Source organism: Halosimplex pelagicum (assembly GCF_013415905.1).
Taxonomy (GTDB): domain Archaea; phylum Halobacteriota; class Halobacteria; order Halobacteriales; family Haloarculaceae; genus Halosimplex; species Halosimplex pelagicum.
Map to the genome: position 1 here is coordinate 3756949 of NZ_CP058909.1, position 25231 is coordinate 3782179.

Here is a 25231-nt window from a genome sequence, read left to right on the forward strand (position 1 = left end):
GGTGAAAACGGCCGGGCCGCGAGCCTACACCTCGTACTCGTCCTGTCGAAGCTGCACGTACTTCCCGTCGCTGAAGCCCCGTTTCGTCCACTTGTAGTCGGCGACGAGCTTCAGCGCCGTCGTCCCGGATTTGAGGGCGCCGCCCCAGTCGTAGCCCCCGCGATTCTTCATCGCTCGCGTCGCGGCGAAGATGCGGTCCCAGTCGGCCGGTTCCCAGCCGCGGACGACCTCGGCGAAGGTGACGTTCCGGAGGATCTCCTCGCCGATGGCCGCCTTCCAGCGGCCGTTGTAGGCCATGAGCTGGTCGTTGGCGGCGAGTTCCCCGGCGATCTTGCCCGTGCGGACGGCCACGTGGTCGCCGCCCTCGTGGAACGCCGAGGTGGTCCCCATCGCCCCGCCGACGACGGCGATGCCCGCCGCGGTCGGCGAGTCGATCGGTCGCGTCGAGGAGATCGGGTAGGCTTCGGTCCCGCCGCGCTTCCCGCGGTCTTCGACCAGGGGGAAGTCCTCGATGTCGTAGCCCGGATACTCCCGTTCGAGCAGTCGCTGGAGGTAGGTCGCCCCGGCCGGAATCCCCTCGTCGTCCGGTTCGAGCAGCGCGTAGGACTCGGGGTTCGCCACGTCCTCCAGATCCATCCCGATCGGCATCGTCAGGCCGACGCGGGCGACGTTGTCGTCGTTCGGGAAGATCCACGGATAGGCGGTGTGGCCCGGGATGACGCCCCACCAGAACTTGATGTGGGCGGGGTCGAACAGCTCCTCGGGAATGCGGCGGTGTTCCTGGTAGGCGATGTGGTTCGCCCGGTCGGGCGAGAGGTAGTCCGAGACGCTCCGACTCCCGGGCAGGAACTGGTCGAGGACGCCCGTCGTGACCGTCCGCTGGGGGCCGTCGGCGAGGATGAGGTAGTCGGCGCCGATCCGCTCGCCGTCGGCGAGTTCGAGGGTGTGACGCGGGTCGCCCGACAGGTCGGTCTCGACGGACTTGACGCTCGTGCCGACGCGATACCGGCCGCCCGCGTCCTCGGCGCGGTCGCGGAGCCAGTCGTCGAACTTCGCGCGGTGGAAGGCGAACCCGAAGTGGTCGTACGAAGATTCGATGCCGGTGGATTCGAGCGTCACCGACTCGCTCGGCCCGATGAACTCGGCGCCGTCGAGGACGCTCAAGATCACGTCGTCGGGGAGCTCCTCGACCGGAACGTCCATGATCTCCAGCCAGTAGTCGAGCATCCCGGCGGCGTCCGTCGAGTCGGGGCCCAGCCGCTCGCGGTCCGCCCGGGGCACGCCCTTCTCGACGACGACGGCGTCGGCCCCCTCGTCGGCGGCCGCCCACGCCGCCGCGGTGCCGGCCGGGCCGCCGCCCACGATCGCGACGTCTACGCGGTCCATACGCCTACCCCTGCCCCCTCGGAGTATAAATCCCCCTGGGTTCCGGGCGACGCGGGGCGCTATCGACGCGTCCGCGCCCGCGGGCCCGAACTGCCCGAACGGTCAGCCATATGGGCCCGCCCGTCCAACCGCCGCCGATGCCTGACCTGATGGACACGTTTCTGGAGAACCGCTGGATGGTCCAGCCCAACCACGCCAACTCCCTGGGGACCACCCACGGCGGGAACGTGCTCAAGTGGATGGACGAGGTGGGCGCGATGGCGGCCATGCGCTTCGCCGGCCGCGACTGCGTCACCGCCCGGATGGACCAGGTCGACTTCAAACAGCCCATCCCCGTCGGCGAGACCGCCCTCGTCGAGGCCTACGTCTACGAGACCGGTCGCTCCAGCGTCCGCGTCCGCCTGCGCGTCTTCCGCGAGGACCCCCGCTCGGGCGAGCGCGAACTCACCACCGAGTCGTACTCCGTCTACGTCGCCATCGACGACGACCGCGACCCCGTCGAAGTGCCCGCCCTCACCGTCGCCACCGACGAGGGCGAGCGGCTCCGCGCGGAGGCGCTCGACGGCGACAACAAGGAGAGCACGTCCTGAATCGGCGGCCGACTGTCGGTCGTCGGCTGCCGACCGGCGTCCCGTCCGGCCGCGGCCGGTGTACGTGGACTTATCCGCCGACCGCTCCTACCCCGGACCATGCCCCTCGACGCCGACCCGCCGGACCCGCCGGAACTGGAGACAATCGACCCCAACGAGTACGAGGACGCCCAGGTCGTCGACGACACCGACTACCGCCGCGAGGAGATCGAGGACTACCTCCGCGAAGGCGCCTGGGACCGCGCCTTCGAGGAGTGGGCCGAAGACACCGGAATGAGCCCCGAGGACTACGCCATCGTCGTCGATCTCGACCTGATGGAACGGTTCGACTTCTTCTGGGATTCGTACGCCGAGCGCGTCGGCTACCACGCCCCTGGCCTGCCCGAAGACTGGAAGGGGATGGACATCCACCCGGACCTCGATTCGTGGGGCACCGTCTCCGCCATCAACGCCGGCCTGACCGAACTCGGTCAGGAGGTCTGCGACGTGCTCAAAGACGAGTACATCGAGTGGGAGACCGAGTACGAGGCGCCCGACGACCTCCCCGACTTCGGCGAGTAGCCGCGACCGGACCGCCCGCGGTCGGCCCCTGTCACTCCCGCGGCACTGCCACGTTCTTCACGCGACCGCCGCACTCCGGACAGGCACCGACGGTCCCGTCGGTCGTCACCCTGTGCAGACACTCGACACATTCGTATCGCGATTTCGTCGCCGTGTACGGATCTTCGCTGTGCATGCGATATATGTGAACGTTCGTCACGAAAAGCGTTGCTTCAAGGATCTTCTAGGGATATAATCTCAGAACGGGTGCCCGTTCGCCCATCCGGGACCGATCGAACTCGCCGGTGAATCGGTCGGCACGGGCCGGCGGGCGTGGGTTCGAGCGCCGCGCGCCGTCGAGTCGCGAATCGAGCCCGCGAGATTAATTACCCCCCACGATAGAGAGTGGTGTATGACAACCATCGTCCCCCCGAAGGAGCGAGAGTGCGAGCGCTGCGGCCGAACCGACACCTGGAACGACGACACGGGCACCTGGGCCGTCGTCGAGCGGGACGGCGACCGGCTCTCGGGCGACCCGTTCTGTCTCCACGAGTGGGACATCAACGGCGCGTACAACCCGCTCGAAGAGGGCGCCTGAGTGCTCGGTCACGCCCGCACGCTTCGCACTCTTCTATGAGCGACACCGAACTGAAAGCCGTCCTGTACGTCGACGGGACGCCGCTCGACGAGACGACCGTCTCCGAGGAATCGGAGCTGTTCGCGCGCGTCGAGACGCACTACATCGCGCCGTGGACCGCCGAGAAAGAGGTTTCCGTCGAGTTCGAACCGGTGGAGATGGACGACGCCGAGTAGAAGCCAGGGCAGGGATTTGAACCCCGGGAATCTCGATTACAAGTCGAGTGCTTGAACCGCCCAAGCTCCCCTGGCGCAGATGTGGATTACTCGCCCTCCTTTGAGTGGGTATCGGTTTCCAGCGGTTTCTCCAGCTGGACCCGGTGGGTGTCGTAGCCGTGGCGTCGGTAGAACCGCCGGGCGGCGAGGTTGTCCGCCATCGCCTCCAGCGTGACCGTGTCGGCGCCCAGCTCGTCGAGGCGGGCCTCCGCGGTCGCGAGCAACTCGGCGCCGATGCCCTCCTCGCGCCGCTCGGGGACGACGTAGAGGTTCTCGACGACGCCCTGGGTCACGTCCATCTCGTAGCTGCCGCGGTCGAGCGTGAACATGACGAAGCCGACGATCTCGCCGTCGGTGGCGACGACGAGGCGGTCGGTGACGGCGTGGCGGGCCAGCTCGTCGGCGACCGAACTCCTGTTGCGCTCGGCGAGGACGTGCGAGTCGTGCTGGGTCTGCTCGTCGGCCAGATCGACCCACAGGTCGGTGACGCGCTCGGCGTGGGCAACCGTGGCGAGTTCGATCTCCATCCGGTGGCCGGGTGGTGGAGGGCGACCGACTAAGCTTTTCGGCCGGCAGGCGTCGAAGAGTTTTACCCACTCGGCGTCTCCACTGCCTGTAAGGCATGTTCGCTAATCACACGATTCGGTGCCGGGGGTCGGGTCTGAGACGGGGAGTCGCGGGGTCGGGCTCGCCCCGCGAGTGCGAGACGACCGAGCGGGGGGCGCCACCGCGGAGCCATGGCGACCGCTGAACGCGTCGCCGACCTCCGGCTGGAGGTCGCGGAGCGGCCGAAGACGGCGCTGTTCGGCCTGTTCGTCCTCGGACTCTGCGTCGACCTCCTGCTGAAGGTCCTCGGGGTCGAGGTGGCGGTCGGGTCGGTCAAGCTCTTCGGGGGCACCCTCGCGGCGAGCCGGCTGATCACGCTCGTCTGGAACGGCGTCGTCGTCGGGCTGGGGATCGGGCTGGCCGGGATCGGCCTGTCGATGACCTACAGCATCCTGAGCTTCGCGAACTTCGCCCACGGTGACTACATCACCACCGGCGCGTTCGCCGGCTGGGCCGTCGCGTGGCTGCTGGCCGGGCTCGGCTCGGGCCTGCTCGACGGCAACGTCCTCTTCCTCGGGACGCTCGGGTTCGGCCCCGACGGGCCGAGCGCGGCGGACCTGTCGGTCAACGCGCTGGGCAACCCGCTGGCGGTGTTCGCCGGGCTCGTCGTCGCGGTGGTCGCGACGATCGCCCTCTCGCTCGTCCTCGACCGGATCGTCTTCCGACCGATGCGCGACCAGAGCGGGATCGCCGTGCTGATCGCGAGCATCGGCGTCGCGCTGGCGCTGCGATACCTGATCGTCTTCTTCTTCGGGGCGACCAACCGCGGGCTGACCGCCGGCGGGTCGAAACTGATCCTCGCCGGCGTGAGCGGGAAGCTCGCGCTGGCGACCGAGCGGTCGACGATCGTCCTCGCCGCCAACGACAACGTCCCGGGCGACGCCTTCTACGTCGAGCTTCCGGGCCTGGACTTCGGGAGCTACACCGCCGAGATCCTCTCGGTCACGAGCGCCGAGGCGACGCTGGTCGTCACGTCGCTGGCGCTGATGGCCGCGCTGCACCTCACGCTCCAGCGGACGAAACTCGGCAAGGCGATGCGCGCGATGGCCGACAACGAGGACCTGGCCCGGGTCACCGGCATCCCGACCGAACGCGTCGTCCGCGCGACGTGGATGATCGGGGGCGGCCTCGCCGGCGCCGCCGGCTTCCTGATGGCGCTCGAACGGGGGACGCTGTCGTACAACCTCGGCTGGGTGCTGCTGCTCCTGATCTTCGCAGCGGTCATCCTCGGCGGGATCGGGTCGATCTACGGCGCGATGGTCGGCGGCCTGCTGATCGGCCTCACGCAGTCCGTCTCGCTGGTGTGGATCCCGTCGTCGTTCTCGACGGCCGCGGCGTTCGCGATCATGATCCTCGTGCTGGTGATACGGCCGGACGGCCTCTTCGGGGGGGTGACCACAGCATGAGCGAGCCGGACGGGGCGTCCGCGACGGGTGGGACCGTCCTCGACCGCCTCGGCGCGGAATTGCGAGAGGGCGACGCCGGCCTGATCGCCCTGGTGATGGCCGGTATCTACGTGCTGTTCACGATATTCGCCATCCTCGGCCCGCCACAGGGTGTCGGCGGCGTCGTCGCCGCGCTCCAGGCGGTCACCTTCTGGACGGCGCTGTACGCGATGCTCGTCCTCGCGCTCAATCTCCACTGGGGCTACGCCGGGCTGTTCAACATCGGCGTCGCGGGGTTCATGGCCGTCGGCGTCTACACCTTCGCCGCGATCACGGCCCCGACGGGCGGGACACCCCCGGGGCTGGGCCTCCCGCTGTGGGTCGGCGTCGTCGGCGGCATGCTGATGGCCGCGGTCGCCGGCGCCGTGATCGCGCTCCCCGCGCTCCGGCTCCGGGCGGACTACCTCGCGATCGTCACCGTTGCGTTCTCCGAGATCGTCCGTCTCACGCTGCTGTCGACGACGTTCCAGCAGTTCACGCTGTTCGCGAACGTCCCCATCCTCCCGGATATCCCGCTGGGCACCGGCGCCGGCCGCGGGATCAACATCCCGATCAACCCGACGATCCCCGTCAAGTCGCTGTTCTACACGAACCCGGGCAACCCCGCCAGCGGGAGTCGGACCGCGCTCGGGGACGCCGTCATCTCGGCGTTCGGCGCCGCCGGCGTCAGGGAGACGGTCGTCGTCTCGCTCGCGTACACGCTCGTCCTGATCGCCTTCGTCGCCCTCTTCTACTGGCTGCTGCGCCGGATCGGCAACTCCCCGTTCGGCCGGGTGCTGAAGGCCATCCGGGAGGACGAGCTCGTCGCCAACTCGCTGGGCAAGGACACCCGGCTGTTCAAGGTGAAGGTGTTCATGGTCGGCTGCGCGCTGATGGGGCTCGGTGGGATCCTCTGGGAGACCCAGAAGGGGTACACCGACCCGACGGCGACGACGTTCATGCCGATCCAGACGTTCTACATCTTCATCGCGCTGATGATCGGCGGCGCGGGCTCGAACACCGGGAGCGTCCTCGGAGGCGCACTGTTCGCCAGCCTCCTCTTCCAGGGCCCCCAGCGCGTCGCCGGGATCTTCACGAAGTACTTCGTCAGCGGCGAGGCGCCGACCACGTTCGCCGGCGCCCTCGCGCCGGTCGGCTCGCTCGATTTCGGCCCGCTGTTCGCCTACACGCTCCAGAACGTCCCGCCGCTGCGGTTCGTCCTCCTCGGCGTCGTCCTGATCGTCCTGATGCAGCGGCGACCGAGCGGCCTGCTCGGCCACCGCAAGGAGGTCGCCGCGAGCGTCCCCCTCTCCGACCGCGGCGGTAGACCCGGGCGGGACGGCCCGCGACCGGCGGCCGACGGCGGTTTCGTCAGCGACGCGAGCGATACCTCGTCGGAGCACGGCTCCGACGGCAGCGAACCCGCCGGCGAGGATCGGGCCGCCGACGGCTCGGACCGGTCCCCGGAGGGAGGTGACGGCGATGAGTGACGACGCGCCGGCCGCCGAGGCGGCCGAGACGACCGAACCGTCCGCCGCGACCGCCGCGGAGGCCGCCGAGGGCGCCTCTGACGTCGACGACTCGGGATCGACGACGCCCGACGGCGCCGAGCGCGATGGCCTCGACCCGGCCGACGCCTCGCTGGTCGTCGACGGCCTCTCGAAGCGCTTCGGCGGTATCAACGCCGTCGACGGCGTCTCGTTCGCCGTCGAGCGCGGGACGCTGACCGGGCTCATCGGGCCGAACGGCGCGGGCAAGTCGACGACGTTCGACCTGATCACCGGCGTCCACGACCCCGACGGCGGACGGGTCACCTTCGAGGGCCGGGAGATCACCGGCTATCGGACCGCGGAGATCGCCGACGAGGGGCTCGTGCGGACGTTCCAGATCGCCCGCGAGCTGGAGGAGATGACCGTGCTGGAGAACCTGATGCTCGCGCCGCGGGGCCAGTCGGGCGAGAAGTTGGTCAACGCGGTCGCGCCCGGCCTCCGCGGGCGGGTCCGCGAGGAGGAGCGGGAACTGCGCGAGGCGGTGTGGGACACCCTAGAGCTGTTCGAGATCGACCACCTCGCCGAGGAGTACGCGGGCAACCTCAGCGGCGGCCAGCGGAAACTCCTCGAACTCGCCCGGGCGCTGATGGTCGACCCGTCGATGCTGCTGCTGGACGAACCGTTCGCCGGCGTCAACCCGACGCTGGAGGAGAAGTTGCTCGACCGCGTCCACGAGCTGCGCGAGGAGGGGCTGACCTTCCTGCTGGTCGAACACGACATGGACCTCATCATGGAACACTGCGAACGCGTCGTCGTCATGCACCAGGGGCGGGTCCTCGCCGAGGGGACCCCCGCCGAGATCCGCTCGAACGAACGCGTCGTCGACGCCTACCTGGGGGAAGACCTGTGAGCGACGCCGAGGCGACCAGTGCGGCGGACGCGTCGCCGCTCGACGACCCGCTGCTCTCGGTGCGGGACCTCGACGCGGGCTACGGCGACCTGCAGATCCTGACCGACGTGGACCTGGACGTGGGCGACGGCGAGTACGTCACCGTCGTCGGCCCGAACGGCGCGGGCAAGTCGACGGTGATGAAGTCCGTGTTCGGCCTGACTCGCGTCTTCGACGGGCGGATAACCTTCGACGGCACCGACATCACCGACGAGCCGGCGGAGTCGATGGTCCACCACGGGCTCGGCTACGTCCCCCAGAGCGAGAACGTCTTCGCGGGGCTGTCGGTCCGCGAGAACCTGGAGATGGGCGCGTACGTCCGCGATGAGTTCCCCGAGGAGGCGCTGGAGGCCGTCTACGACCGGTTCCCCATCCTCGAAGAGCGCGAGGGCCAGCGCGCCGGGACGCTGTCGGGCGGCCAGCAGCAGATGCTCGCGATGGGGCGGGCGCTGATGCTCGACCCAGACCTGCTGTTGCTCGACGAGCCCTCCGCGGGGCTGGCGCCCGATCTGGTCGACGACCTGTTCGACCGCATCGACGCCATCAACGAGGGCGGGACGGCGATACTGATGGTCGAGCAGAACGCCAAGGAGGCCCTGCGACGCTGCGACCGCGGCTACGTGCTCGTCCAGGGCGAGAACCGATTCGTCGACTCGGGCGAGGCGCTGCTGGCCGACGAGAGCGTGCGCCAGCAGTTCCTCGGCGGGTAAGCGGGCTCGAAAAAGGGGGAGACGACTCCGCGCTACGCGGAGTAGTCGATGTTCTCGATGACCTCGAAGCCGCCCTCCTGGTAGCGGTAGTACTGGTAGGTGGCGGCGGCGATGTCGCCCACGTCGTCGAACTCGACGGCGCTGGAGGCGCCCTGGTAGTTGACCTCGGTGCCGCTGGCGGCCATTTCCAGACCCTCGGCGAGGTTCTCGGGGGTGACCGTCTCGCCGCCCTCGTTGGCGACGGCGTTCATCTGGTCGCGGATGGCCTCCCCGTTGTTCTCACCGGCCGCGGCGTTGGCGAGCGCGAGCACGGCGACGGCGTCGAACGATTGGCCCGTGAACGGGCTCTCCGAGGGGTCGCTGTCGTAGGCCTCCTGGTAGAGCGAGTCGAACGTCTCCCGGCCGGGGCCGGTCGAGGTCGGCGCGGTCCCCCAGACGTTGCGCATCGAGTTGCCGACGTTGCCGGGCAGGCTCCCGCTCTGGAGGCCGTCCGGGACGATGATGTCGCAGAAGTCCTGCGAGTAGTCGTTGTAGAAGTCCCGGAAGATCCGGACGCCGCTGTCGGGGTAGCCGACGATCATCAGGAGATCCGGCTGGTCCTGTAGCGCGGAACTCAGCTGGGAGGTGTACGACGAGGCGCCGGGCTCGAAACTGACCTCCTGCTGGACGGTCCCGCCGGCCTCCTCCCACGCGGAGACGTAGGCGTCGGCAAGCCCCTGTCCGTAGTCGTTGTTCAGCGCGAGCGTCGCCGTCGTCGACGCTTCCAGCCGTTCGCGGCCGATCTGGGTCATCACCTGGGACTGCAGCGCGTCCGTCGGAGTCGTCCGATAGAGGTAGCCGTTGTCCTCCAGGTCCGTGATCGCCGGCGACGTGCTCGCGGGCGAGCACTCGACGACGCCGTTCGGGACCGCCACGTTGTTGGCCGTCTGGATGGTCACCGTCGAGGACAGCGCGCCGGCGATCATCGGGTAGCCGGCCGAGACGAGCGACTCGGCGGCCGAGATCCCCGTGTTCGGGTCCGTCGCCGTGTCCTCGAACTGGTAGTCGACCGTGAACGTGTCGCTCTCCTCGTCCACGTAGTCGGCCGCCAGCTCCGCGGCCTGGCGGATCGGCGGGCCCAGGTCCGAGAGCTGACCCGTCACGCCCATCAGGATCCCCAGCCTGATGGTCCGCGACTCGGCGCCGCCGCCGTCGCCGTCGGTGGTCTCCGTCCCGTCCCCGGGCGTCTCGGTCGGCGTCGCGGTCGACATGTCCTCACCGTCGCCGCCGTCCCCGCCGTCGCCCCCGTCACCGCCGGCGTCCTCCTCGGTCGGCGTGTCCTCGCCCGCCTGTGCGCACCCGGCCAGACCCGCCACACCCGCGACACCGAGTCCCTTGAGTATCTTCCGTCGACGTATCTTGCGAGACATCCTACCACGTGCCTTGTCAACCAGTCACTATAAAGGTGTCCCACAACCTGTCACGTTCCCATCGCAATACGAGGGACGGGACGGGCCGTCACAGGTTTCGAATATCCGTCAGAATCGTCCGATCGATCTGTGCTCACCGAACGTATCACATCTCACTCATGTAACGGGCGCTTACTCGCCGACGGCTGCGCGCGCGGGCGACAGCGGCGGCTGCGCCGAGGGGCGGCGGATCAGATGTCCCGACAGTCCGGGCAGAGCAGCTGTCCGTTGAACGGCGAGAGCTCCCGCGAGAGCGACCCGCAGGCCTCGCACAGCGACTGGTCTTCGAACCGGGAGCCGCCGCTCCGGCGCGTCTCCGCGGTCTCGGGGGCCGGCTCGCCCCGGCCTTCGGTGACGCCGGCGACCGCCCGGTCGGGGTCGGCCGTCGCGGTCCCGGTCGCCGTCCGGGCGAACGGCGAGGCGGTCAACAGGTCCTGCTCGGTCAGCACGCCGAGGGGTTCGCTCCCGTCGGAGACGAGGACCCGCTCGGTCGACCCCGTCGAGAGCTCGTCGGCCGCCTCGCCGATCGTCGCCTCGGGCGAGATCGTGGGCAGCGCGTCGGTCATCGCCTCCGACACGCTGGTCGATGCGCCCCCGGCGTCGACGAACGCCGCGAGGGCGTCCCGTTCCGTGACGACCCCGACCGGGTCCGCTCCCCGCAGGACGACGGCGCTGTCGACCCCCTCCTCCAGCATCAACTCGGCCGTCTCGCCGAGGTCGTCGCCCTCGCTGACGCCGACGAACTCGCGGTCCATCACCTCCCGGACGCTCGCGTCTCGTTCCATGTGCGGACGTTTACCACACTGCGTCTAAAAGCTACCTGCACCACGCTTAAGACGGCGCGCGGCGTAATTTCCGGGTCGCGACTATCCGCCGAGCGGGGTCGGACGGGCCGGTCACGCCGAGGGGTCGGCTTCGCCGGTCGCCCAGTCGACGTGTACGTCGTCGCCGGTCGCCCGGCACTCTTCGAGGGCGTGTTTGGCCGCCATGCCCGCGTCCTGGGCGACGCGACCGCGGCCGACGCCGACCTTGAGTTCCACGTCGACCGCGTCGCGGACGTGGTCGACCGCGTCCTGGTACTCGGCGGGGTCCATCCCGGAACAGACCGCGATGACGTTGTCGCCGCCGACGAAGAAAGACAGGGAGTCGTAGGCGCGGCGCATGTAGCGCATGAGTTCGGCGTACCCCTGTTCGATCCGGATGAACGTGTCGAACTCGTTGAGCTGGTCGGTGTACTTGCCGGTCGCGTCGTTCACGTCGAAGTGGGCGATCTGGAGGTCCTCCTCGGTCCGGAACTCCTCGTCGATGGTGCGCCCGCGCAGGATCTCCCTGCGGGACTTGTCCTGGGCGCTCCCGGCCTCCTGCAGCGCCTCCGTCGCGGTGCCGAGCGCTTCCGCGGGGGTCGTCCCGGTGGCGACGCTGAGGCTCATCGTGACGGGGTAGCGGTTGCCGACCGATTCCTGTACGAGCGCGTGGTCGTCCTCGTCGAGCCCGTTGGTGACGGCGATCATGTTGTCGAACCGCGAGAAGAAGACGTAGCCGCCGCGGTTGCCGATCAGCTGCGACAGGTCGGCGTACAGCCGCGACTGCAGCGTCTGGAGGTCGACCTCCCGCCGGGGTTCGGGCGTGACGGTCCAGGGACCGTAGTTGTCGATCTGGACGTGCGTTACCTGCGTGTTCGTCACAGTACCCGGCGGTTGGGTAGCTGCCTGTATTGTTCTTTCCGTTCGGCGGGCTCTCCCGTCACTCCGGTGCCACGACGTCGTCGACGCGGCCGCTGGCCTCGCCGTCGTCGCCGAGCAGTCGCGGGTCGTCGGTCGCCAGCTCGACGGTCCCGACCAGCGAGTCGTACCGGACGACGCCGGTCGCGGTCAGTTTCGGGAGGTGGCGCTGGAACAGGTCCGACCGGGCCGCCTCGACGGCGTCGTCCGGCACTGTCTCGGCCGGTTCGCCGCGCTCGCTGGCGACCACGCGCCGCGCCAGGTCCGTGACGGGCATCGCGTCGCCGCGCTCGGCGAGGCGCTCCAGCGCCCGACGGCGCCGCCCGCTCGCGCGCAGGTCCGCGACCGCCGACGCGGGGAGGCGTACGTCCCCCGAATCGCCCCGCTCTCCCCCGTCCGTCGCCGGTGTTCGCCCCTCGGTTCCCCCGTCGGCGCCGTCGGATCGTGTCATGGTCGCTCGGTTGTCGACGTACGCGCCGCTCGCTTTAGTATGTGTCGCGGTACCACACTTCATTCAGACACGTCGATGGGGCGGGGCGCGAACGGCGGGCGGCGGGTGAGGCCGCCCCGGCACGTCGTTATGCGGCGCCTGAACCGACGTAGTACCGCTGTACGTTGCGGTACCACTATGGGCCGTCCGGGCGAGCGATCGGGTACATGCAAGTCGTCCTGCTGACGGCCGGGGAGGGAACCCGGATGCGTCCCCTGACGGAGTCGCTGCCCAAGCCGATGCTGCCGGTCGCCGACCGACCGCTGGTCGCCCACGGTGCCGACGCGGCGGTCGACGCCGGCGCGTCGGAGCTGATCCTCGTCGTCGGCTACGAGGCCGAGGCGGTCAGGGAGTACTTCGGCGAGGAGTACCGCGGCGTCCCCGTCGAGTACGCCGTCCAGGCCGAGCAGCTCGGGACCGCCCACGCCGTCGACTGCGCGAGCGACCACCTCGAAGGGCCGTTCGTCGTCCTCAACGGCGACGACCTCTACGATCGGGCGAGCGTCGACGCCCTGCTCTCGGCCGACGGCCCGGCGGTCGGCACCTACCGCGTCGACGACCCGACGAGCTACGGCGTCTTCGAGGTGGAAGACGGCGTCGTCACCGGGATCGTCGAGAAGCCGACCGACCCGCCGACCGACCTCGTGAACGTCGGCGCCTACCGCTTCCCCGCCGAGGCCCGCGAGTGGCTCGACGTGCCGATGAGCGAGCGCGGCGAGCACGAGATCACCGACGTGCTCTCGAAGGTCGTCGACGAGCGCTCCGTCAGAACCGTCGCGGTCGAGCGCTGGCTGGGCTGCGGTCGCCCCTGGGAACTGCTGGAGGCCAACGAGTGGAAACTCGCCGAACTCGACCGCGACCTCCGGGGCGAGGTCCACGAGGACGCCGACCTGCGGGGCGAGGTCCACGAGGACGCCGACCTGCGGGGCGACGTGGTCGTCGAGGCGGGCGCGACCGTCGACGCCGGCGTCGTCGTCGAGGGGCCGGCGCTGATCCGCGAGGGCGCCGAGGTGGGGCCGAACGCGTACGTCCGCGGCGCGACCCTCCTCGGGGAAGACACCCACGTCGGCAACGCCGTCGAAGTGAAAAACAGCGTCGTCATGGCCGGCACGCACGTCCCGCACCACAACTACGTCGGCGACAGCGTGCTCGGCCGGGACGTGAACTTCGGGGCGGGGACGAAGGTGGCGAACCTCCGCCACGACGGCGGCGACGTGTACTTCACCGTCAAGGGCGACCGCGTCTCGACCGGCCGGCGGAAGTTCGGCGTCGTCGCCGGCGACGGCGCCAAGACCGGGATCAACACGAGCCTCAACCCCGGCGTGAAACTTTCGGCGGGCGCGACCACCGCGCCCGGCGAGTCGGTCACCCGCGACCGCTGACCGGCCGAGCGGGCCGCGCCGACGGCTCCCCTCGGACGCCCGCCCCCCGGTCGCGTTCGTGGAGTCGGGTCGGCGTCGATGTATGCGGTTAAGTGGGTCCGTACATACGACTCGGACACGATGGTGGACCCCACGTCCGAACTCAACGAAGACGTATCCGAGGAGGAGGCGCCGACGTGCGCCGTCTGCGGCGCGGCGCTGGTACAGGACCCCGACCACAGGGTCGTCACGCGGGTCGACGACGGCCAGGTGGAGACGACACACTTCTGTAGCGACGCCCACCGCGAGGAGTGGACCGGCTGAGGGCGGAAACTGTCAGATTCTATTATAAAACCCTAAATCGGGTACCCGCCAACTGCGATACATGGTCAGAGGGGGGGTAGCGACCGTGCTGGTCGTCGACGACGACGAGGCGGTTGCGGACGTGTACGCGAGTCAACTCAGCGAGTCCTACGACGTGTTGACCGCGTACGACGGGGAGTCGGCGCTCGAACAGGTGACCGAGGACGTGGACGTGGTCCTGCTGGACCGGCGGATGCACGGCCTCTCGGGCCGGGAGGTCCTCGAACGCATCAGGGGGAGAGACATCGACTGCGGCGTCGTGATGGTCACCGCCGTCGACCCCGGTTTCGACATCGTCGACATGGGCTTCGACGACTACCTGCTCAAACCGGTCGAAGGCGCGGAGCTGCAGTCGGTGGTCGCCGAGACCGTCAACCGACTCGACAAACGCGCCGTCGTCCGGGAGTATCACGCCCTCTCGGCGAAGGTCGCCACGCTGCGCGTCGAGAAGAACCCCGCCGAGCTCGAGGAGAGCGACGAGTACCAGCGACTCCTCGACCGAGTCGACGACCTCGAAGCCCGGATCGAGGCGGGCGGCGACGGCGCCCGGTCGGACAGCTGACACGGTGCCCGGTCGGTTCCCCGAAGGCGTGTCTGGGGAAAGACGTTCCGCAAGGGCGATTCTGCGCCCCATCCGTTCCGGAGAGCCGAACGACTCGGCGGCGTTTCCTCCACACTTTAGTAGGGGCGACAAGTAGCCGCCGGCATGGGACGAGACTACAGAGACCTCCACGATCCGAACGCGGAGTACACGATGCGGGAACTGTCGGCGGAGACGATGGGCGCCTCGGCCGAACGCGGCGGCGGCCGAGACGTGGAGATCACGGACGTACAGACGACGATGGTCGACGGGAACTTCCCGTGGACGCTCGTCCGCGTCTACACCGACGCGGGGCTCGTCGGCACGGGCGAGGCCTACTGGGGCGCGGGCATCCCGGAGCTGATCGAGCGGATGACGCCGTTCCTCATCGGCGAAAACCCGCTGGACATCGACCGCCTCTACGAGCACCTCATCCAGAAGATGTCCGGCGAGGGTTCGGTCGAGGGCGTCACCGTCTCCGCGATCTCGGGCATCGAGGTCGCGCTGCACGACCTCGCCGGCAAGATCATCGAGGTGCCGGCTTACCAGCTGCTCGGCGGCAAGTACCGCGACCACATGCGCGTCTACTGCGACTGCCACACCGAGGAGGAGGCCGACCCCGACGCCTGCGCCGACGAGGCCGAACGCGTCGTCGAGGAACTCGGCTACGACGCCCTCAAGTTCGACCTCGACGTGCCTTCGGGCCACGAGAAGGACCGCGCCAACCGTCACCTCCGCCCGGGCGAGGTCCGGCACAAGGCCGAGATCGTCGAGAAGGTCACCGAGCGCGTCAAGGACCGCGCGGACGTGGCCTTCGACTGCCACTGGACGTTCTCGGGCAACTCCGCCGAGCGGCTGGCCGAGGCCATCGACGACTACGACGTGTGGTGGCTCGAAGACCCCGTCCCGCCGGAGAACCTCGAAGTCCAGGAGAAGGTGACCGACTCGACGACGACGCCGATCACCGTCGGCGAGAACCGCTATCGAGTCACCGAGCACCGCCGGCTCATCGAGAAGCAGGCCGTCGACATCGTCGCGCCGGACATGCCGAAGATCGGCGGCATGCGCGAGACGCGGAAGATCGCCGACGTGGCCAACCAGTACTACGTCCCCGTGGCGATGCACAACGTCTCCTCGCCCGTCGGGACGATCGCCAGCGCCCACGTCGGCGCGAGCGTCCCCAACTCGCTGGCAGTCGAGTACCACTCCTACGAACTCGACTGGTGGGAAGACCTCGTCGAGGAGAACGGCCTCATCGAGGACGGCTACATGAAAGTGCCCGAGGAGAACGGCCTCGGCGTCACCCTGGACCTCGATACGGTCGAGGAGCACATGGTCGAAGGCGAGACGCTGTTCGACGAGGCGTAAGGCTCGTCGAACTCGATAGCCTCCGAGATTCTACGTTCACGCGTCCGTTCGGTACTCGTCGAGCACCCAGTCGTACTCGGTACAGAACTCGCTCGGCCCGCAGTAGAACGCCTCGCGGACTGCTTCGATCCCGCGGGCGGCTTCGAGGCCCGTCAGGATCGCCGTTCCGACGCGATACGGCAGCCGCCGCCCTCCGAACAGGTGGGTGAACAGGCGGTCGCGCGGAACGGCGGACTCCCCGAGCGACTCGCGCAGGGAGTCGTAGGTCCCCACGAGGTCGGCCAGCCGCTCTTCGTCGGAGAGGACGGCGTAGTCCTCGGCGACGGGGTCGTCGCGCTCGCCCATGGCGCCGTCGGCGCGACGCAGCGGAATTGGGGTGTACGTCGCGAACGCCTCGGTGTGGACCACGGTGTCGAAGACGGTCCGCTGCCCGGCCGGTTCCTCGAACGTGTCCGGGCCGAGGGCGCGCCGCGAGTGGTGAACCCGTTCGTAGAGGACGTGCGAACACTCGTGGGTCGCAGTGTAGAGCACCTCTCGCGGCGCGTCGAGGAACAGCGGCGCGTTCAGGTTCAGGTACGCGCCCCGTTCCCCGCCCACCCCGTAGTCGTAGCCCACTCCTAGGTACACCGTCAGGTCCGCGTGGTCCTCGTCGGGAGTCACGCGTTCGATGGCCGCTTCGATCCGGTCGACCCAGCCGTCCTCGTTCGAGCGGACCCGTTCCAGCAGGCAACGGATCTGGTCGCGGTTCTCCGGCAGATCCGCGACTCCCGAAAAGGCGTTGTCCTCGCCGGCGAGCGCCCGCGCTACGTCTTCCCGCGAGAGGTCCCGATCGAGCAGGTCGGCGTGTTCGCGGACCACGTCGTAGGCCGGGTGTTCCCAGATCCGCTCCAGCGGGACCTCCCCGTCGAGGTACGAGAGGGACCGTTCGACCGCGGTCGCGTCGATCCGCACGACGCGTGGGTCGGGGACCGCCGGGAAGTGTCTTGTGGCGAGACTCCGCTCGACCGCTCAGCCGAGGAAGTACCGCACGAGCGCGTGGTGGCCTGGCGCCACCTCGTCGGGAACCCCGTCGAACCAGTCCAGATTGGGGTTCGACGCGATGGGGCCGGCGCCGGGGCCACCGGGACCGGCTCCGCCTGGCGGGCCACCGCCGCCCGCGGGCGGCCCTTCCCCTTCCGATGCGTCCTCGTCGTCGGGGCCGACGCCCGGCGGCGGGCCGCCGGGGCCCATGCCGCCCGGACCGCCCATGGCGGGGATCAGCGAGGCGGCGAACGCGACCGTGTAGCCGACGACGCTTTCGTCCCCGTCCTCGGTCCGGGTCTCCGTGCGGATCACCAGCTCGGGCTGTTCGATCTGGACCGGGAAGTTCAGTTCGTCCTCGCTCCAGCGGTCGGCGGCGACTGCCCAGTCCTCGTCGGCGCCGACTGGGCCGTTCGGGAGCGTCCAGCCGTCGACCCACTCGGAGTCGACCAGCAGGAGCCGGCCCTGCTCGTCGGTCACCGCGACGACGACGAGCCCGCTCTGGTTCTCGGCGCCCTCGGTCGCCTGCTCGAACGCCTCGCTGTCGACGACCTGCTCCTGCTCGCGGAAGTCGACCCCCGGCTCCTCGCGGAGCGACTCGGGGTCCCTGAGGTTGACCATGCCGCTACTCGGGCGCCTCCGGTTGTAAAGACTGGCGCCATCCTCACACCTCGACGATATCGAAGTCGTACCCCACCCGCTCGCGGACGGTCTCGAACGCCTCGACCGCCTGCCGGAAGTCGTCTCCGTCCGCGAACGACAGCCGCCGCGGCGGACGCTCCGCCCCGTCGAGGCGGTCGACCGTCCACGCGAACGCCCGCAACACCCCGCGGAGCACCCGGTTGGGCTCGCTCTCCGCGCGCTCGCCGAGGGGTTCCCAGTCGACGACGACCTCGCGTCGGTCGCGGTCGACGGCGACGCGTCGCACGTGCTCCAGCAGGACGCCCGAGCCCGCCTCGAAGCGGATCGCCCGGTGGTTTACCTCGCCGTCGTCGGCCCAGGTGGCGACCGGTCCGGTGGGGACGACCGCGCAGGGCAGGTCGGCGAGTCGGTCGCGCGCGCTACCGGCCAGTTCGGGGGCCGCGGTCGCGTCGAGTTCGAACCGTTCGTGGTGAGGGACCGACCGGTAGATCGACCGCCCGTCGCGGCGGATCTCGACGGAAGACACGTCCCAGACCCGCCATCGCGCCTCCCCGAGCGGGCCGTCCGACTCGGAGTCCGCGACCGTCAGCGCGCGCACCAGCGCGTCGGCCTCGCCGGGGAGCCGCGCCCGCCACGTCGGGTCCGCACCGTCCCTCGCGCCGTCGGGGAGGCGGTCGAACTCGGCGTCGAGTATCCGCTGGGTGCGGGGACTCCGGTCGCTCACGTCGTCGGTCGACATCGTCAGGAACGCCTCGTCGCCGAACTCGCAGGCGACCGCGACCAGACGCGTGTCGGCCGCGACCGCGTCGGCGGCGTCGCCCCGACAGACCACCTCGTGGGTCGGCGACCAGTCGGTCTCCGCTCGCGCCGCTCCATCGGTCGTCATCGGCGGGAGCTACCGTCGGCCGACCCAAGGGCTTTCGGTCGGTGTGGGACCGAGTCGCGTACTCGGCGGTCGCTCGGCCACCGAAACGTTCTCGTCGGCAGCGGCCGCGCCCTCGGGCATGCGAACCATCGACGAAGTTCACATCGTGCCGCTGGGGTACGAGCACGACCGGATCCTCCGCCCCCTTCGCAAACACGACGCGGACGTGGTCTACCTGCTCGCCGCCGACGGCGAGCACACCTCGCTGACCCCCTATCAGGCGGCGCTCGTCGAGGAGCTCGAAGACGACGGGCGGACCATCCGCTTCCGCGAGACGGCGCTGTCGGACCTGTACGACGTGCTCGCGGTCGTCACGACGGTCGCCGCCGACCACGAGGGGGACGTGGTCCGGGTCAACGTCTCCAGCGGCGGCAAACTCGCCGCCATCGGCAGCGCAATCGCCTGCATGGCCACCGAGGCCACCGCCTACTACATCCGCGCCGAGGAGCACGTCCCCGATCTGGAGGAGCACCCGCGCACCCGCGGCATGCGCGACGACGAGGTCCTCCCCTCCTACCCTATCGAGGCCGTCTCCCGCGACCAGGTCTCCGTGCTCGCCTACCTCGAAGAACGCAACACCGACAGCTACACCGCCAAGAAGTCCGACCTCATCGAGCACGCCGAGTCGGAGGCGCTCTCCTTTATCGCCGACGCCGACCCCGCCAACGACAAGGCGAAGTTCGCCCTGCTCAACGCCAACATCGTCGACCCGCTCGTCGACGACGGCTACATCGAAGTCGAACGCGTCGGCCGACAGAAACAGATCCTGCTGACCGAGACCGGCCAGAACGTCCTCCACGCGTTCCGCCACAAGCTCTGACTCGGCGTCTGGTCGCTTGGGCGTTCGTATCGGCACCCAGTAGAGTACTAACGATACAACGAGTAACGATAGTATGGATTGTATCGATACGATAGATGGTACCGAGATAGAAACTACATACCCGTCCTGTCTACCAGTAGATGCGCGCAGTTCGGTGGGTGCGACGGGCCCCGCGTCGCCCTGTCAGGTCCCCACCCGCTGACGCTTCGGCCCTCCCCACGCCGCCCCCGACTGCGCCGCTGTCGCATCGCCCGCTGACCGATCCACCTGTGCCTCTGACACGGGGCGACCTCCTCCGGTCGCCCCACTCCTGCTTCGAGTAATCGGCTTCGTCGTTCGTTTCGGTGTTCTCTGTGGTATCGCTGAGTGTTCGGCAGCCGCGGGAACACGCCCGCTCAGTACGCGTGCGTACCGAACATAGAGTATGCTCTCAGATCAGTTCGAAGTTCTGACTCCCGCGCTCAGTAGAGGGCACGGTTGCAACGTTGCGAAACCGAGCTTTCCCAACGATCTACTGCCGTCCGTAACGGGAGCGACGCAGACGAGTGATTATGATAGTCGTTTGAACAACTCTTCGTATTTGGATTCCAACACAAGTATCCAGCCGTCGTTTCCGCCGCTGGTGTGGTAGTGGATCGTCTGTGAGGTGTGGTCATCGACTGCTGTCTGAGCTGGGTTCAATGCGTCAGGTCTGACCCAATCTCCCCCCGTCTCGAATTCTGTCGAATACGAGTCTCCCGCTACGGATAGGGAGATGTGAACTGTGTTATAGCGCGGTCCTTCTTCGACATCGACAGTGAGTCGGTACTCGTCCAGATTCGTGCAGTCGATAGCAGCACGGAGGAGTTCTCCGTAATCCGTCTCGTAGTCGTATATCATCTCGGGATCGAGACGGAATCCCCTGCCGGTGCAGAACAGGTAATTGAGCACGGACGTTTCGAGTCGCCAGAGACTCGTCGGCCGTTTGTCGGGTGGATGTATGTATCCGACCCCTTCTGACGCTTTCTCTCCGATCCTGATGTGAGAGTAGTGATACGATCCGCGTACTTCAGTTCGTTCGAAGTCGTCGGGATGGAGTGCCGGGTTTACTAGGTCCTGACGTATCTCGCCGATAACGCCAGCGTGCTTCAGTCTCCGAAGGATCTCCACGTACGCTCCGTGACCCACTCCGCTCGGTATCGCATCGTCGACGTCATCTCGGCATCCCTCCGAATCCCCGTAATCCGAGATGGCCTGCCTGTGAAACACGACGAAGATGATATCGTCGGGGTCTAGACGTACGCCGGTCTCCAACTTCGAGAGGACACCCTCGACGCGTTCCTCGGTATCGTCTCCGCCCGTCATCGTCTCACGGATTCACCCCGGAATCTAATAGGAATGGTGACCGTTACAGCTCGACGCGCTCGCCGGACTCGGCGGCCTCGTAGATGGCGTCGATGGCGCGCTGGTCGACGATGCCGTGCTCGCCGTCGCCGAGGATGTCCGTGCCGGTCAGCAGGTGGTCCCCGAAGTACTCCAGCGAGCGGCGGGTCTCCTCGATGCCGTCGAACTCGGTGGTGACGGTCGTCTCGCCGCGGGTGATCGTCAGCTCGCGGTCGCCGCTGAGGAAGGCGTCCTCCAGGAGCAGTTCGCCCTCGGTACCGATGATCCGGAGGTTACTGGTCTCCTGGGTGTTCTGGCTGGCCGTACAGGCGGCGACGACGCCGTCGGGGAACTCGACGGTGAAGGCGGCCCGCTCGTCGGGCACCTCGTCGAACGCCTCGTGACCGGACCAGTCCGTCGCGGTGACGGCGACGGGGTCCTCGTCGATGACGAACCGGGTCGTGTTGATGGAGTAGACGCCCAGATCGGTGACGGAGGCGCCGGGGCCGGCCATGTCGGGGTTGAGCCGCCACTGGTCGTAGTTGTCGTTGATGTCCAGCAGGGGCTGGGACATGTTGCCGTGGACCATCGCCACGTCGCCGATGAAGCCCGCGTCGACGAGCTTTCGCATCGCGCGGACGGCGGGCTGGACGTGCATCCGGTACTCGACGCCCAGGGTCACGTCCTCGGCGGCCTCGACGAGCTGCTCGGCGCGCTCGGTGCTGGCTTCGAGGGGTTTCTCGCAGAGGATGTCCTTGTCGAACTCCGCGGCGGCCTCCACGTAGGGGAGGTGCAGGGCGTTGGGTGTCGCGATATAGACGGCGTCGTAGGCGTCGGTCGCCTCGCCCTCGGTGAACTCGTCGTAGGTGAGGCCGTGCTCGATGCTCTCGTGCTCGTCGGCGACGCCCTCGGCCTTCTCGGTCGTCGAGGAGACGACGACGGTCGTCTCCAGGTGGTCGAGCGCTTCCGTGGCGGGGATGGCGAACTCCATCGTCCACCAGCCGAGACCGACCATCGCGAACCGCACCGTCCCGTCCTCGGCCTGTGGCCAGTCGCGCGCCGTGAAGTCGTCCATGTACTCCTGTAGATCCATGGACGAGTGCGCGCACGCGACCGGCATAAGTGATGCGAAGGCACCCGAGACCGGCCGTGTGAGCGGTTCGCGTTCGGTAATTTCGGACGATCGACCCGGGCGTTCGACCCCTCAGCTCCGCCACTCCAGCGCGGTCGCCGCCCAGGTGTAACCGGTGCCCGCGGCGAGAAAGACGAGGGTGTCGCCGGGGTCCAGCCACCCCCGGGTCCGGGCCTCGGCGGTCGCCAGCGCCTGGTCGACGCTCTGGACGTGCCCGTAGTCGTCGAGGTAGTACTGTTCGTCCTCGCCGAGGCCGAGTTCGTCACAGAGGTAGGCGTGGAACGACCGCTTCATGTGGGTGATCGCGGCGAAGTCGAGATCCGTGCGGTCCAGCCCCGACCGGTCGAGGGCGGTGTCCGCGACTTCGAGGAAGTTCGCGAGGCTCACCTCGCCCAGTCGCTCCTTCATGGTCTCGTGGTCGGGTACCCGAAGCGAGTGCATGTTGGCGTCGACGGTGCCGTGGCTGGGCGGGTGGCGCGTCCCACCGCCGGGCATCACCACGTCGCGGGAGAAGGAGCCGTCGGTCAGCGCGGCGCTCTCGCGGACGGTCGCGAGCGCGCGGTCGGGCGCGTCGCGTTCGAGGACCATCGCCGAGGCGCCGCTGCCGAAGTTGAACGTGAAGGAGGTGTCGGGGTCGTCGTAGTCGACCAGGTCCTCCTCGCGGCTGGCCGCGACGAGCAGCACCCGGTCGACGGCGTCGGCGGCCAGTTGAGCCTTCGTCTCCCTGATCGCGATCGGCGCACCGGCGCAGAGCGCGTAGCTCTCGGCGGCGTAGGCGTCGGTCGCACCGATCCGGTCGGCCACGTCGGCGGCGAGGCTCCAGACGACGTAGTCCTTGAACTCGCTACCGTGGTAGCGGACGGCGTCCAGGGATTCGGGGTCGCAGTCGGCGTCGGCCAGGGCCTCCTCCGCGGCCACGACGCAGAGGTCGCTCGGCTGTTCGTCACCGTTCCGGCAGACGTGCTTGCGGCGGATCCCCATCTTCTCGACGACCACGTCGCGAGGGATCCCCGCTCGCTCGGCGATGTCGGCACCGCCAACGGTCTCCTCGGGGAGCGCCGTCCCGGTCCCGGTGAGGTGGACGGTCATCGCGCACCTCCAGTCCCGACAGTGCTCATCGCTCACCCCACAGTTTCGCGGGGAGTCGCTCGGCGACGGGGTCGCCGAGGTAGCTCCGCAGCGTCCCGACGAGGCCGCTGGGGACGTAGAGGACGAACAGGACGAACACGATGCCGACGTAGAGGCTGGCGTGGCCGTTCAGCGCCGCGCCGATGAACCCTTCCACGGTGAGCCCGCCGAGCAGTTCCGCCGAGAGGACGCCCTCGGGGAGCGTCTCCCGGAGGAACGGGAGCAGGCCGCCGCCCTGGCCGGTGTTCGAGAGGAACTCGCGGATCGAGTGGTCGAACAGGTGGCCGTACAGCGGGCCGGCGAGCGTGCCGAACCCGCCGATGATGCTCGCCAGCAGCGCGTCGCCGGTCGTCAGGAAGTAGAACGTGCTCTCCGGCGTGACCGACCGACTGAATCCGGCGTACAGCGCGCCCGCGACGCCGCCGAAGAAGCCGCTGATGACGAACGCCCCGAGCTTGTAGCGGAAGGTGTCGTAGCCGATCGCGGCCGCGCGCTCCTCGTTCTCGCGGATGGCGATCATCACCCGTCCGAACGGCGAGTGGATCACCCGCTGCATCGCGAAGTACGACACCAGCGCGACCAGCCCGACCATGTAGAAGGAGACGGTGTAGGTGCCGAGCTCGTGGCCCAGCAGCGTCACCGTGTCGCCGGAGAACGTGCCGATCGCGAGGTTCAGCTGGTCGACGAATGGGATCCCGATCTCGAAGCCCTCGGGATGAGTCGACCCGACGGCGGGGCCGTCGCGGGGGTTGCTCGCCACGTAGTCCCAGCCGCGGACGAACACGTAGAGCACCTGCGCGAACCCGAGGGTGATCATCGCGAAGTACACCCCGGAGAGCCGGAAGGAGACGAGCCCGATCACGACCGCCAGCAGTCCCGCGAGGACGGCCGCCAGCAGGAGCGACACCATGAACGGCGTGCCCGCGGGGAGCAGGGGGACCTTGCCGTTGGCGATCAGGATGACGGCGTAGGCGCCGGTGCCGTAGAAGGCCGCGTGGCCGAAGGTGAGGTAGCCGGTGTAGCCGCTGATGAAGTCGAACGACATGGCGAACAGGGCGAAATAGAGGACGGCGACCATCGAGTCGACGCGAGGGAGGACGGCGACCGCGAACTCCGGGAGCCACCCGAGCGGGGCCGGGAACTGGGTGGTCGTCAGCAGGTGGTAGACCCCGGGATAGGCGACCAGAGCGAGGATCACGAGCAGGTGGACCTGCTGGCTGCGGAGGTGCTCGACGGGCCAGGCGAACTCGCGGTCGCCGACCCAGCGGGTGACGGAGCTAATGGCCGCCCACCTCCTCGACGCCGAACAGCCCCTGCGGTTTGACGATCAGCATGCCGACGAGGATGAGGAACACGGTGATCTCGGGCAGCCAGGTCCAGGTGACGACGACGTTCTGGAACCACCAGGTCGTCGTCGCGTCGGCCATCCCGACGATGAGCGCGCCGGCGACGGTCCCGCGGAAGGTCCCCAGCCCGCCGATGATCACGACGACGAACGCCGGCAGCAGCGTCTCCGCCGCCAGCGGGACGTTCGCACCCCAGACCGGGTCCCACATCAGCAGGGCGCCCGCGGCACCCGCGACGCCGGCACCGAGCGCGAACACGACGGTGAACACGCGGCGCACGTCGATCCCCAGCGCCTCGGCCATCTCGGCGTCCTCGCTGCCGGCGCGGATGTAGAGGCCGTATCGGGTCCGCGTGAGGAACGCCCAGATGCCCACGACGGTCGCCGCACCGAGCGCGATCTCGAAGAGTGCGAGGCCGCGGACCGAGAGCGGCCCGATCGACTGCTCGGCCGAGAGGATCGCCGGCCGCGTCCCGAGCGCGGCCCGCCACTCCGAGATGGGCTGGAGCCCGTAGAACAGGACGACGATCCGGACGATCTCCTCCAGCACGAGCGTCAGCCCGAACGTGAGGAGGATCTGGTAGATCGGCGGCCGGTCGTACAGCTGTCGAATAAGTCCGACCTCCATGACGCCGCCGAGCAGCGCGAGCGCAGCGAAGACGGCGACGAGCGCGACGAAAAAGAGGGCCAGCCGCGTCCACGCGCCCGTGGCGCTCCCGACGAGCGTGACCATAACCAGGCCGGCGAGATAGGCGCCGATCATCGTCAGGGAGCCGTGGGCGAAGTTCAACACGCCCATCAGCCCGAAGATGAGCGTCAGCCCGCTGGCGATCATCACGTAGATGGCCGACTTCGCCAGTCCCTCGACGACCACGCTCGCGAGCGTGTCCGGCCCGAGGAACTGCCGCAGACCCTCGCCGAAGCCCATCTGCATCGCGGCGGCTGCGAACGGCTCGGTCGCGTGCTGGAGGGACCCGGC

The 25231-nt window shown here is 68.8% G+C and carries 28 protein-coding genes and 1 tRNA gene; 13 read left to right on the top strand and 16 right to left on the bottom strand.

From position 1 onward, the window contains the following. Positions 1-24 precede the first annotated feature (24 nt). Positions 25-1386, bottom strand: a complete 1362-nt coding sequence (locus HZS54_RS19030; protein ID WP_179918640.1) for an NAD(P)/FAD-dependent oxidoreductase — start codon at positions 1384-1386, stop codon at positions 25-27. Positions 1387-1523: 137 nt separating this feature from the next. Here HZS54_RS19030 and HZS54_RS19035 point away from each other — a divergent pair, with 137 nt between their 5' ends. Beyond that, positions 1524-1976, top strand: coding sequence for an acyl-CoA thioesterase (locus HZS54_RS19035; protein ID WP_179918641.1), 453 nt, complete (start codon positions 1524-1526; stop codon positions 1974-1976). A 99-nt stretch (positions 1977-2075) separates the two neighbouring features. After that, entirely contained in the window at positions 2076-2537 is a 462-nt protein-coding gene (locus tag HZS54_RS19040) for a DUF7992 family protein (protein ID WP_179918642.1), read from the top strand. 31 nt (positions 2538-2568) lie between these two features. Here HZS54_RS19040 and HZS54_RS19045 read toward each other — a convergent pair whose 3' ends face one another. Next, positions 2569-2712: a rubrerythrin-like domain-containing protein gene (locus tag HZS54_RS19045; RefSeq protein ID WP_179908636.1), complete on the bottom strand. Its 144-nt coding sequence runs from the start codon at positions 2710-2712 to the stop codon at positions 2569-2571. A gap of 216 nt (positions 2713-2928) precedes the next feature. Here HZS54_RS19045 and HZS54_RS19050 point away from each other — a divergent pair, with 216 nt between their 5' ends. Both HZS54_RS19050 and HZS54_RS19055 read left to right on the top strand, forming a co-directional pair. After that, entirely contained in the window at positions 2929-3114 is a 186-nt protein-coding gene (locus tag HZS54_RS19050) for an HEWD family protein (RefSeq protein WP_179918643.1), read from the top strand. 35 nt (positions 3115-3149) lie between these two features. Continuing rightward, the gene (locus HZS54_RS19055) at positions 3150-3329 is read left to right on the top strand and encodes a hypothetical protein (RefSeq protein ID WP_179918644.1); all 180 of its coding nucleotides are present in this window, start codon (positions 3150-3152) and stop codon (positions 3327-3329) included. Between the two features lies 1 nt (position 3330). Here the strand turns inward: HZS54_RS19055 and HZS54_RS19060 are convergent. Continuing rightward, positions 3331-3404: transfer RNA gene (locus HZS54_RS19060), tRNA-Thr, on the bottom strand. 11 nt (positions 3405-3415) lie between these two features. Beyond that, positions 3416-3895 carry a GNAT family N-acetyltransferase gene (locus HZS54_RS19065; protein ID WP_179918645.1) on the bottom strand — a complete coding sequence of 160 codons (480 nt, stop codon included), beginning with the start codon at positions 3893-3895 and terminating at the stop codon, positions 3416-3418. 210 nt (positions 3896-4105) lie between these two features. Here HZS54_RS19065 and HZS54_RS19070 point away from each other — a divergent pair, with 210 nt between their 5' ends. From HZS54_RS19070 to HZS54_RS19085, 4 genes are read left to right on the top strand one after another with little or no spacing between them, the layout of a single operon-like run. After that, positions 4106-5380, top strand: a complete 1275-nt coding sequence (locus HZS54_RS19070) for a branched-chain amino acid ABC transporter permease (RefSeq protein WP_179918646.1) — start codon at positions 4106-4108, stop codon at positions 5378-5380. After that, positions 5377-6888: a branched-chain amino acid ABC transporter permease gene (locus tag HZS54_RS19075; RefSeq protein ID WP_179918647.1), complete on the top strand. Its 1512-nt coding sequence runs from the start codon at positions 5377-5379 to the stop codon at positions 6886-6888. Before HZS54_RS19070 ends, HZS54_RS19075 begins: the two co-directional genes overlap by 4 nt. Beyond that, positions 6881-7798, top strand: a complete 918-nt coding sequence (locus tag HZS54_RS19080; RefSeq protein WP_179918648.1) for an ABC transporter ATP-binding protein — start codon at positions 6881-6883, stop codon at positions 7796-7798. The genes HZS54_RS19075 and HZS54_RS19080 overlap by 8 nt, the downstream gene beginning before the upstream one ends. Further along, the gene (locus tag HZS54_RS19085; protein WP_179918649.1) at positions 7795-8547 is read left to right on the top strand and encodes an ABC transporter ATP-binding protein; all 753 of its coding nucleotides are present in this window, start codon (positions 7795-7797) and stop codon (positions 8545-8547) included. Before HZS54_RS19080 ends, HZS54_RS19085 begins: the two co-directional genes overlap by 4 nt. Positions 8548-8579: 32 nt before the next feature. Here the strand turns inward: HZS54_RS19085 and HZS54_RS19090 are convergent, their stop codons facing one another. The 4 genes from HZS54_RS19090 to HZS54_RS19105 form a co-directional block, all read right to left on the bottom strand. Beyond that, the gene (locus tag HZS54_RS19090) at positions 8580-9902 is read right to left on the bottom strand and encodes an ABC transporter substrate-binding protein (RefSeq protein ID WP_246391694.1); all 1323 of its coding nucleotides are present in this window, start codon (positions 9900-9902) and stop codon (positions 8580-8582) included. 284 nt (positions 9903-10186) lie between these two features. Beyond that, the gene (locus tag HZS54_RS19095; protein WP_179918651.1) at positions 10187-10780 is read right to left on the bottom strand and encodes a CBS domain-containing protein; all 594 of its coding nucleotides are present in this window, start codon (positions 10778-10780) and stop codon (positions 10187-10189) included. Positions 10781-10891: 111 nt separating this feature from the next. Next, positions 10892-11680: a GTP cyclohydrolase III gene (locus HZS54_RS19100; RefSeq protein ID WP_179918652.1), complete on the bottom strand. Its 789-nt coding sequence runs from the start codon at positions 11678-11680 to the stop codon at positions 10892-10894. 58 nt (positions 11681-11738) lie between these two features. After that, a complete protein-coding gene (locus HZS54_RS19105; RefSeq protein WP_246391695.1) occupies positions 11739-12167 on the bottom strand; it encodes a DUF7344 domain-containing protein in 429 nt (142 codons plus the stop codon). A gap of 206 nt (positions 12168-12373) precedes the next feature. Between HZS54_RS19105 and glmU the strand changes: the two genes are divergently transcribed. The 4 genes from glmU to HZS54_RS19125 all read left to right on the top strand — a co-directional run bounded on the left by glmU (position 12374) and on the right by HZS54_RS19125 (position 15878). Next, complete coding sequence (gene glmU, locus HZS54_RS19110; RefSeq protein WP_179918653.1) at positions 12374-13588, top strand: bifunctional sugar-1-phosphate nucleotidylyltransferase/acetyltransferase; 1215 nt, start codon at positions 12374-12376, stop codon at positions 13586-13588. 120 nt (positions 13589-13708) lie between these two features. Next, positions 13709-13891, top strand: a complete 183-nt coding sequence (locus tag HZS54_RS19115; protein ID WP_179918654.1) for a DUF7576 family protein — start codon at positions 13709-13711, stop codon at positions 13889-13891. 61 nt (positions 13892-13952) lie between these two features. Then, entirely contained in the window at positions 13953-14492 is a 540-nt protein-coding gene (locus tag HZS54_RS19120) for a response regulator transcription factor (RefSeq protein WP_246391696.1), read from the top strand. A 144-nt stretch (positions 14493-14636) separates the two neighbouring features. Continuing rightward, on the top strand, positions 14637-15878 hold the full coding sequence (locus HZS54_RS19125) for a mandelate racemase/muconate lactonizing enzyme family protein (protein ID WP_179918655.1): 1242 nt from the start codon (positions 14637-14639) through the stop codon (positions 15876-15878). A 36-nt stretch (positions 15879-15914) separates the two neighbouring features. Here the strand turns inward: HZS54_RS19125 and HZS54_RS19130 are convergent, their stop codons facing one another. From HZS54_RS19130 to HZS54_RS19140, 3 genes are read right to left on the bottom strand one after another with little or no spacing between them, the layout of a single operon-like run. Next, positions 15915-16829, bottom strand: a complete 915-nt coding sequence (locus HZS54_RS19130; RefSeq protein ID WP_179918656.1) for a hypothetical protein — start codon at positions 16827-16829, stop codon at positions 15915-15917. A gap of 57 nt (positions 16830-16886) precedes the next feature. Next, entirely contained in the window at positions 16887-17519 is a 633-nt protein-coding gene (locus tag HZS54_RS19135) for an NUDIX hydrolase (protein WP_179918657.1), read from the bottom strand. A gap of 43 nt (positions 17520-17562) precedes the next feature. Beyond that, positions 17563-18426 carry a hypothetical protein gene (locus tag HZS54_RS19140; RefSeq protein ID WP_179918658.1) on the bottom strand — a complete coding sequence of 288 codons (864 nt, stop codon included), beginning with the start codon at positions 18424-18426 and terminating at the stop codon, positions 17563-17565. A 118-nt stretch (positions 18427-18544) separates the two neighbouring features. Between HZS54_RS19140 and HZS54_RS19145 the strand changes: the two genes are divergently transcribed. Beyond that, entirely contained in the window at positions 18545-19285 is a 741-nt protein-coding gene (locus HZS54_RS19145) for an HFX_2341 family transcriptional regulator domain-containing protein (RefSeq protein ID WP_179918659.1), read from the top strand. 549 nt (positions 19286-19834) lie between these two features. Here the strand turns inward: HZS54_RS19145 and HZS54_RS19150 are convergent. From HZS54_RS19150 to HZS54_RS19170, 5 genes are all read right to left on the bottom strand, one after another. Beyond that, positions 19835-20629 (bottom strand): hypothetical protein, encoded by a 795-nt coding sequence (locus HZS54_RS19150; RefSeq protein ID WP_179918660.1) that lies wholly within the window; start codon positions 20627-20629, stop codon positions 19835-19837. A 43-nt stretch (positions 20630-20672) separates the two neighbouring features. After that, the gene (gene gfo6 / locus HZS54_RS19155; protein ID WP_179918661.1) at positions 20673-21740 is read right to left on the bottom strand and encodes a D-xylose 1-dehydrogenase Gfo6; all 1068 of its coding nucleotides are present in this window, start codon (positions 21738-21740) and stop codon (positions 20673-20675) included. A gap of 111 nt (positions 21741-21851) precedes the next feature. Further along, complete coding sequence (locus tag HZS54_RS19160; protein ID WP_179918662.1) at positions 21852-22868, bottom strand: 3-oxoacyl-ACP synthase; 1017 nt, start codon at positions 22866-22868, stop codon at positions 21852-21854. A gap of 25 nt (positions 22869-22893) precedes the next feature. After that, the gene (locus tag HZS54_RS19165) at positions 22894-24105 is read right to left on the bottom strand and encodes a branched-chain amino acid ABC transporter permease (protein WP_179918663.1); all 1212 of its coding nucleotides are present in this window, start codon (positions 24103-24105) and stop codon (positions 22894-22896) included. Positions 24106-24184: 79 nt separating this feature from the next. Then, a complete protein-coding gene (locus HZS54_RS19170; protein ID WP_179923073.1) occupies positions 24185-25186 on the bottom strand; it encodes a branched-chain amino acid ABC transporter permease in 1002 nt (333 codons plus the stop codon). Positions 25187-25231: the final 45 nt, after the last annotated feature.

Coding starts and splice junctions, on each gene's coding strand:
- HZS54_RS19030 (WP_179918640.1), bottom strand. CDS start 1,386: ATGGACCGCGTAGACGTCGCGATCGTGGGCGGCGGCCCGGCCGGCACC.
- HZS54_RS19035 (WP_179918641.1), top strand. CDS start 1,524: ATGCCTGACCTGATGGACACGTTTCTGGAGAACCGCTGGATGGTCCAG.
- HZS54_RS19040 (WP_179918642.1), top strand. CDS start 2,076: ATGCCCCTCGACGCCGACCCGCCGGACCCGCCGGAACTGGAGACAATC.
- HZS54_RS19045 (WP_179908636.1), bottom strand. CDS start 2,712: ATGCACAGCGAAGATCCGTACACGGCGACGAAATCGCGATACGAATGT.
- HZS54_RS19050 (WP_179918643.1), top strand. CDS start 2,929: ATGACAACCATCGTCCCCCCGAAGGAGCGAGAGTGCGAGCGCTGCGGC.
- HZS54_RS19055 (WP_179918644.1), top strand. CDS start 3,150: ATGAGCGACACCGAACTGAAAGCCGTCCTGTACGTCGACGGGACGCCG.
- HZS54_RS19065 (WP_179918645.1), bottom strand. CDS start 3,895: ATGGAGATCGAACTCGCCACGGTTGCCCACGCCGAGCGCGTCACCGAC.
- HZS54_RS19070 (WP_179918646.1), top strand. CDS start 4,106: ATGGCGACCGCTGAACGCGTCGCCGACCTCCGGCTGGAGGTCGCGGAG.
- HZS54_RS19075 (WP_179918647.1), top strand. CDS start 5,377: ATGAGCGAGCCGGACGGGGCGTCCGCGACGGGTGGGACCGTCCTCGAC.
- HZS54_RS19080 (WP_179918648.1), top strand. CDS start 6,881: ATGAGTGACGACGCGCCGGCCGCCGAGGCGGCCGAGACGACCGAACCG.
- HZS54_RS19095 (WP_179918651.1), bottom strand. CDS start 10,780: ATGGAACGAGACGCGAGCGTCCGGGAGGTGATGGACCGCGAGTTCGTC.
- HZS54_RS19105 (WP_246391695.1), bottom strand. CDS start 12,167: ATGACACGATCCGACGGCGCCGACGGGGGAACCGAGGGGCGAACACCG.
- glmU (WP_179918653.1), top strand. CDS start 12,374: ATGCAAGTCGTCCTGCTGACGGCCGGGGAGGGAACCCGGATGCGTCCC.
- HZS54_RS19115 (WP_179918654.1), top strand. CDS start 13,709: ATGGTGGACCCCACGTCCGAACTCAACGAAGACGTATCCGAGGAGGAG.
- HZS54_RS19120 (WP_246391696.1), top strand. CDS start 13,953: ATGGTCAGAGGGGGGGTAGCGACCGTGCTGGTCGTCGACGACGACGAG.
- HZS54_RS19125 (WP_179918655.1), top strand. CDS start 14,637: ATGGGACGAGACTACAGAGACCTCCACGATCCGAACGCGGAGTACACG.
- HZS54_RS19135 (WP_179918657.1), bottom strand. CDS start 17,519: ATGGTCAACCTCAGGGACCCCGAGTCGCTCCGCGAGGAGCCGGGGGTC.
- HZS54_RS19140 (WP_179918658.1), bottom strand. CDS start 18,426: ATGACGACCGATGGAGCGGCGCGAGCGGAGACCGACTGGTCGCCGACC.
- HZS54_RS19145 (WP_179918659.1), top strand. CDS start 18,545: ATGCGAACCATCGACGAAGTTCACATCGTGCCGCTGGGGTACGAGCAC.
- HZS54_RS19150 (WP_179918660.1), bottom strand. CDS start 20,629: ATGACGGGCGGAGACGATACCGAGGAACGCGTCGAGGGTGTCCTCTCG.
- gfo6 (WP_179918661.1), bottom strand. CDS start 21,740: ATGGATCTACAGGAGTACATGGACGACTTCACGGCGCGCGACTGGCCA.
- HZS54_RS19160 (WP_179918662.1), bottom strand. CDS start 22,868: ATGACCGTCCACCTCACCGGGACCGGGACGGCGCTCCCCGAGGAGACC.
- HZS54_RS19170 (WP_179923073.1), bottom strand. CDS start 25,186: ATGCAGATGGGCTTCGGCGAGGGTCTGCGGCAGTTCCTCGGGCCGGAC.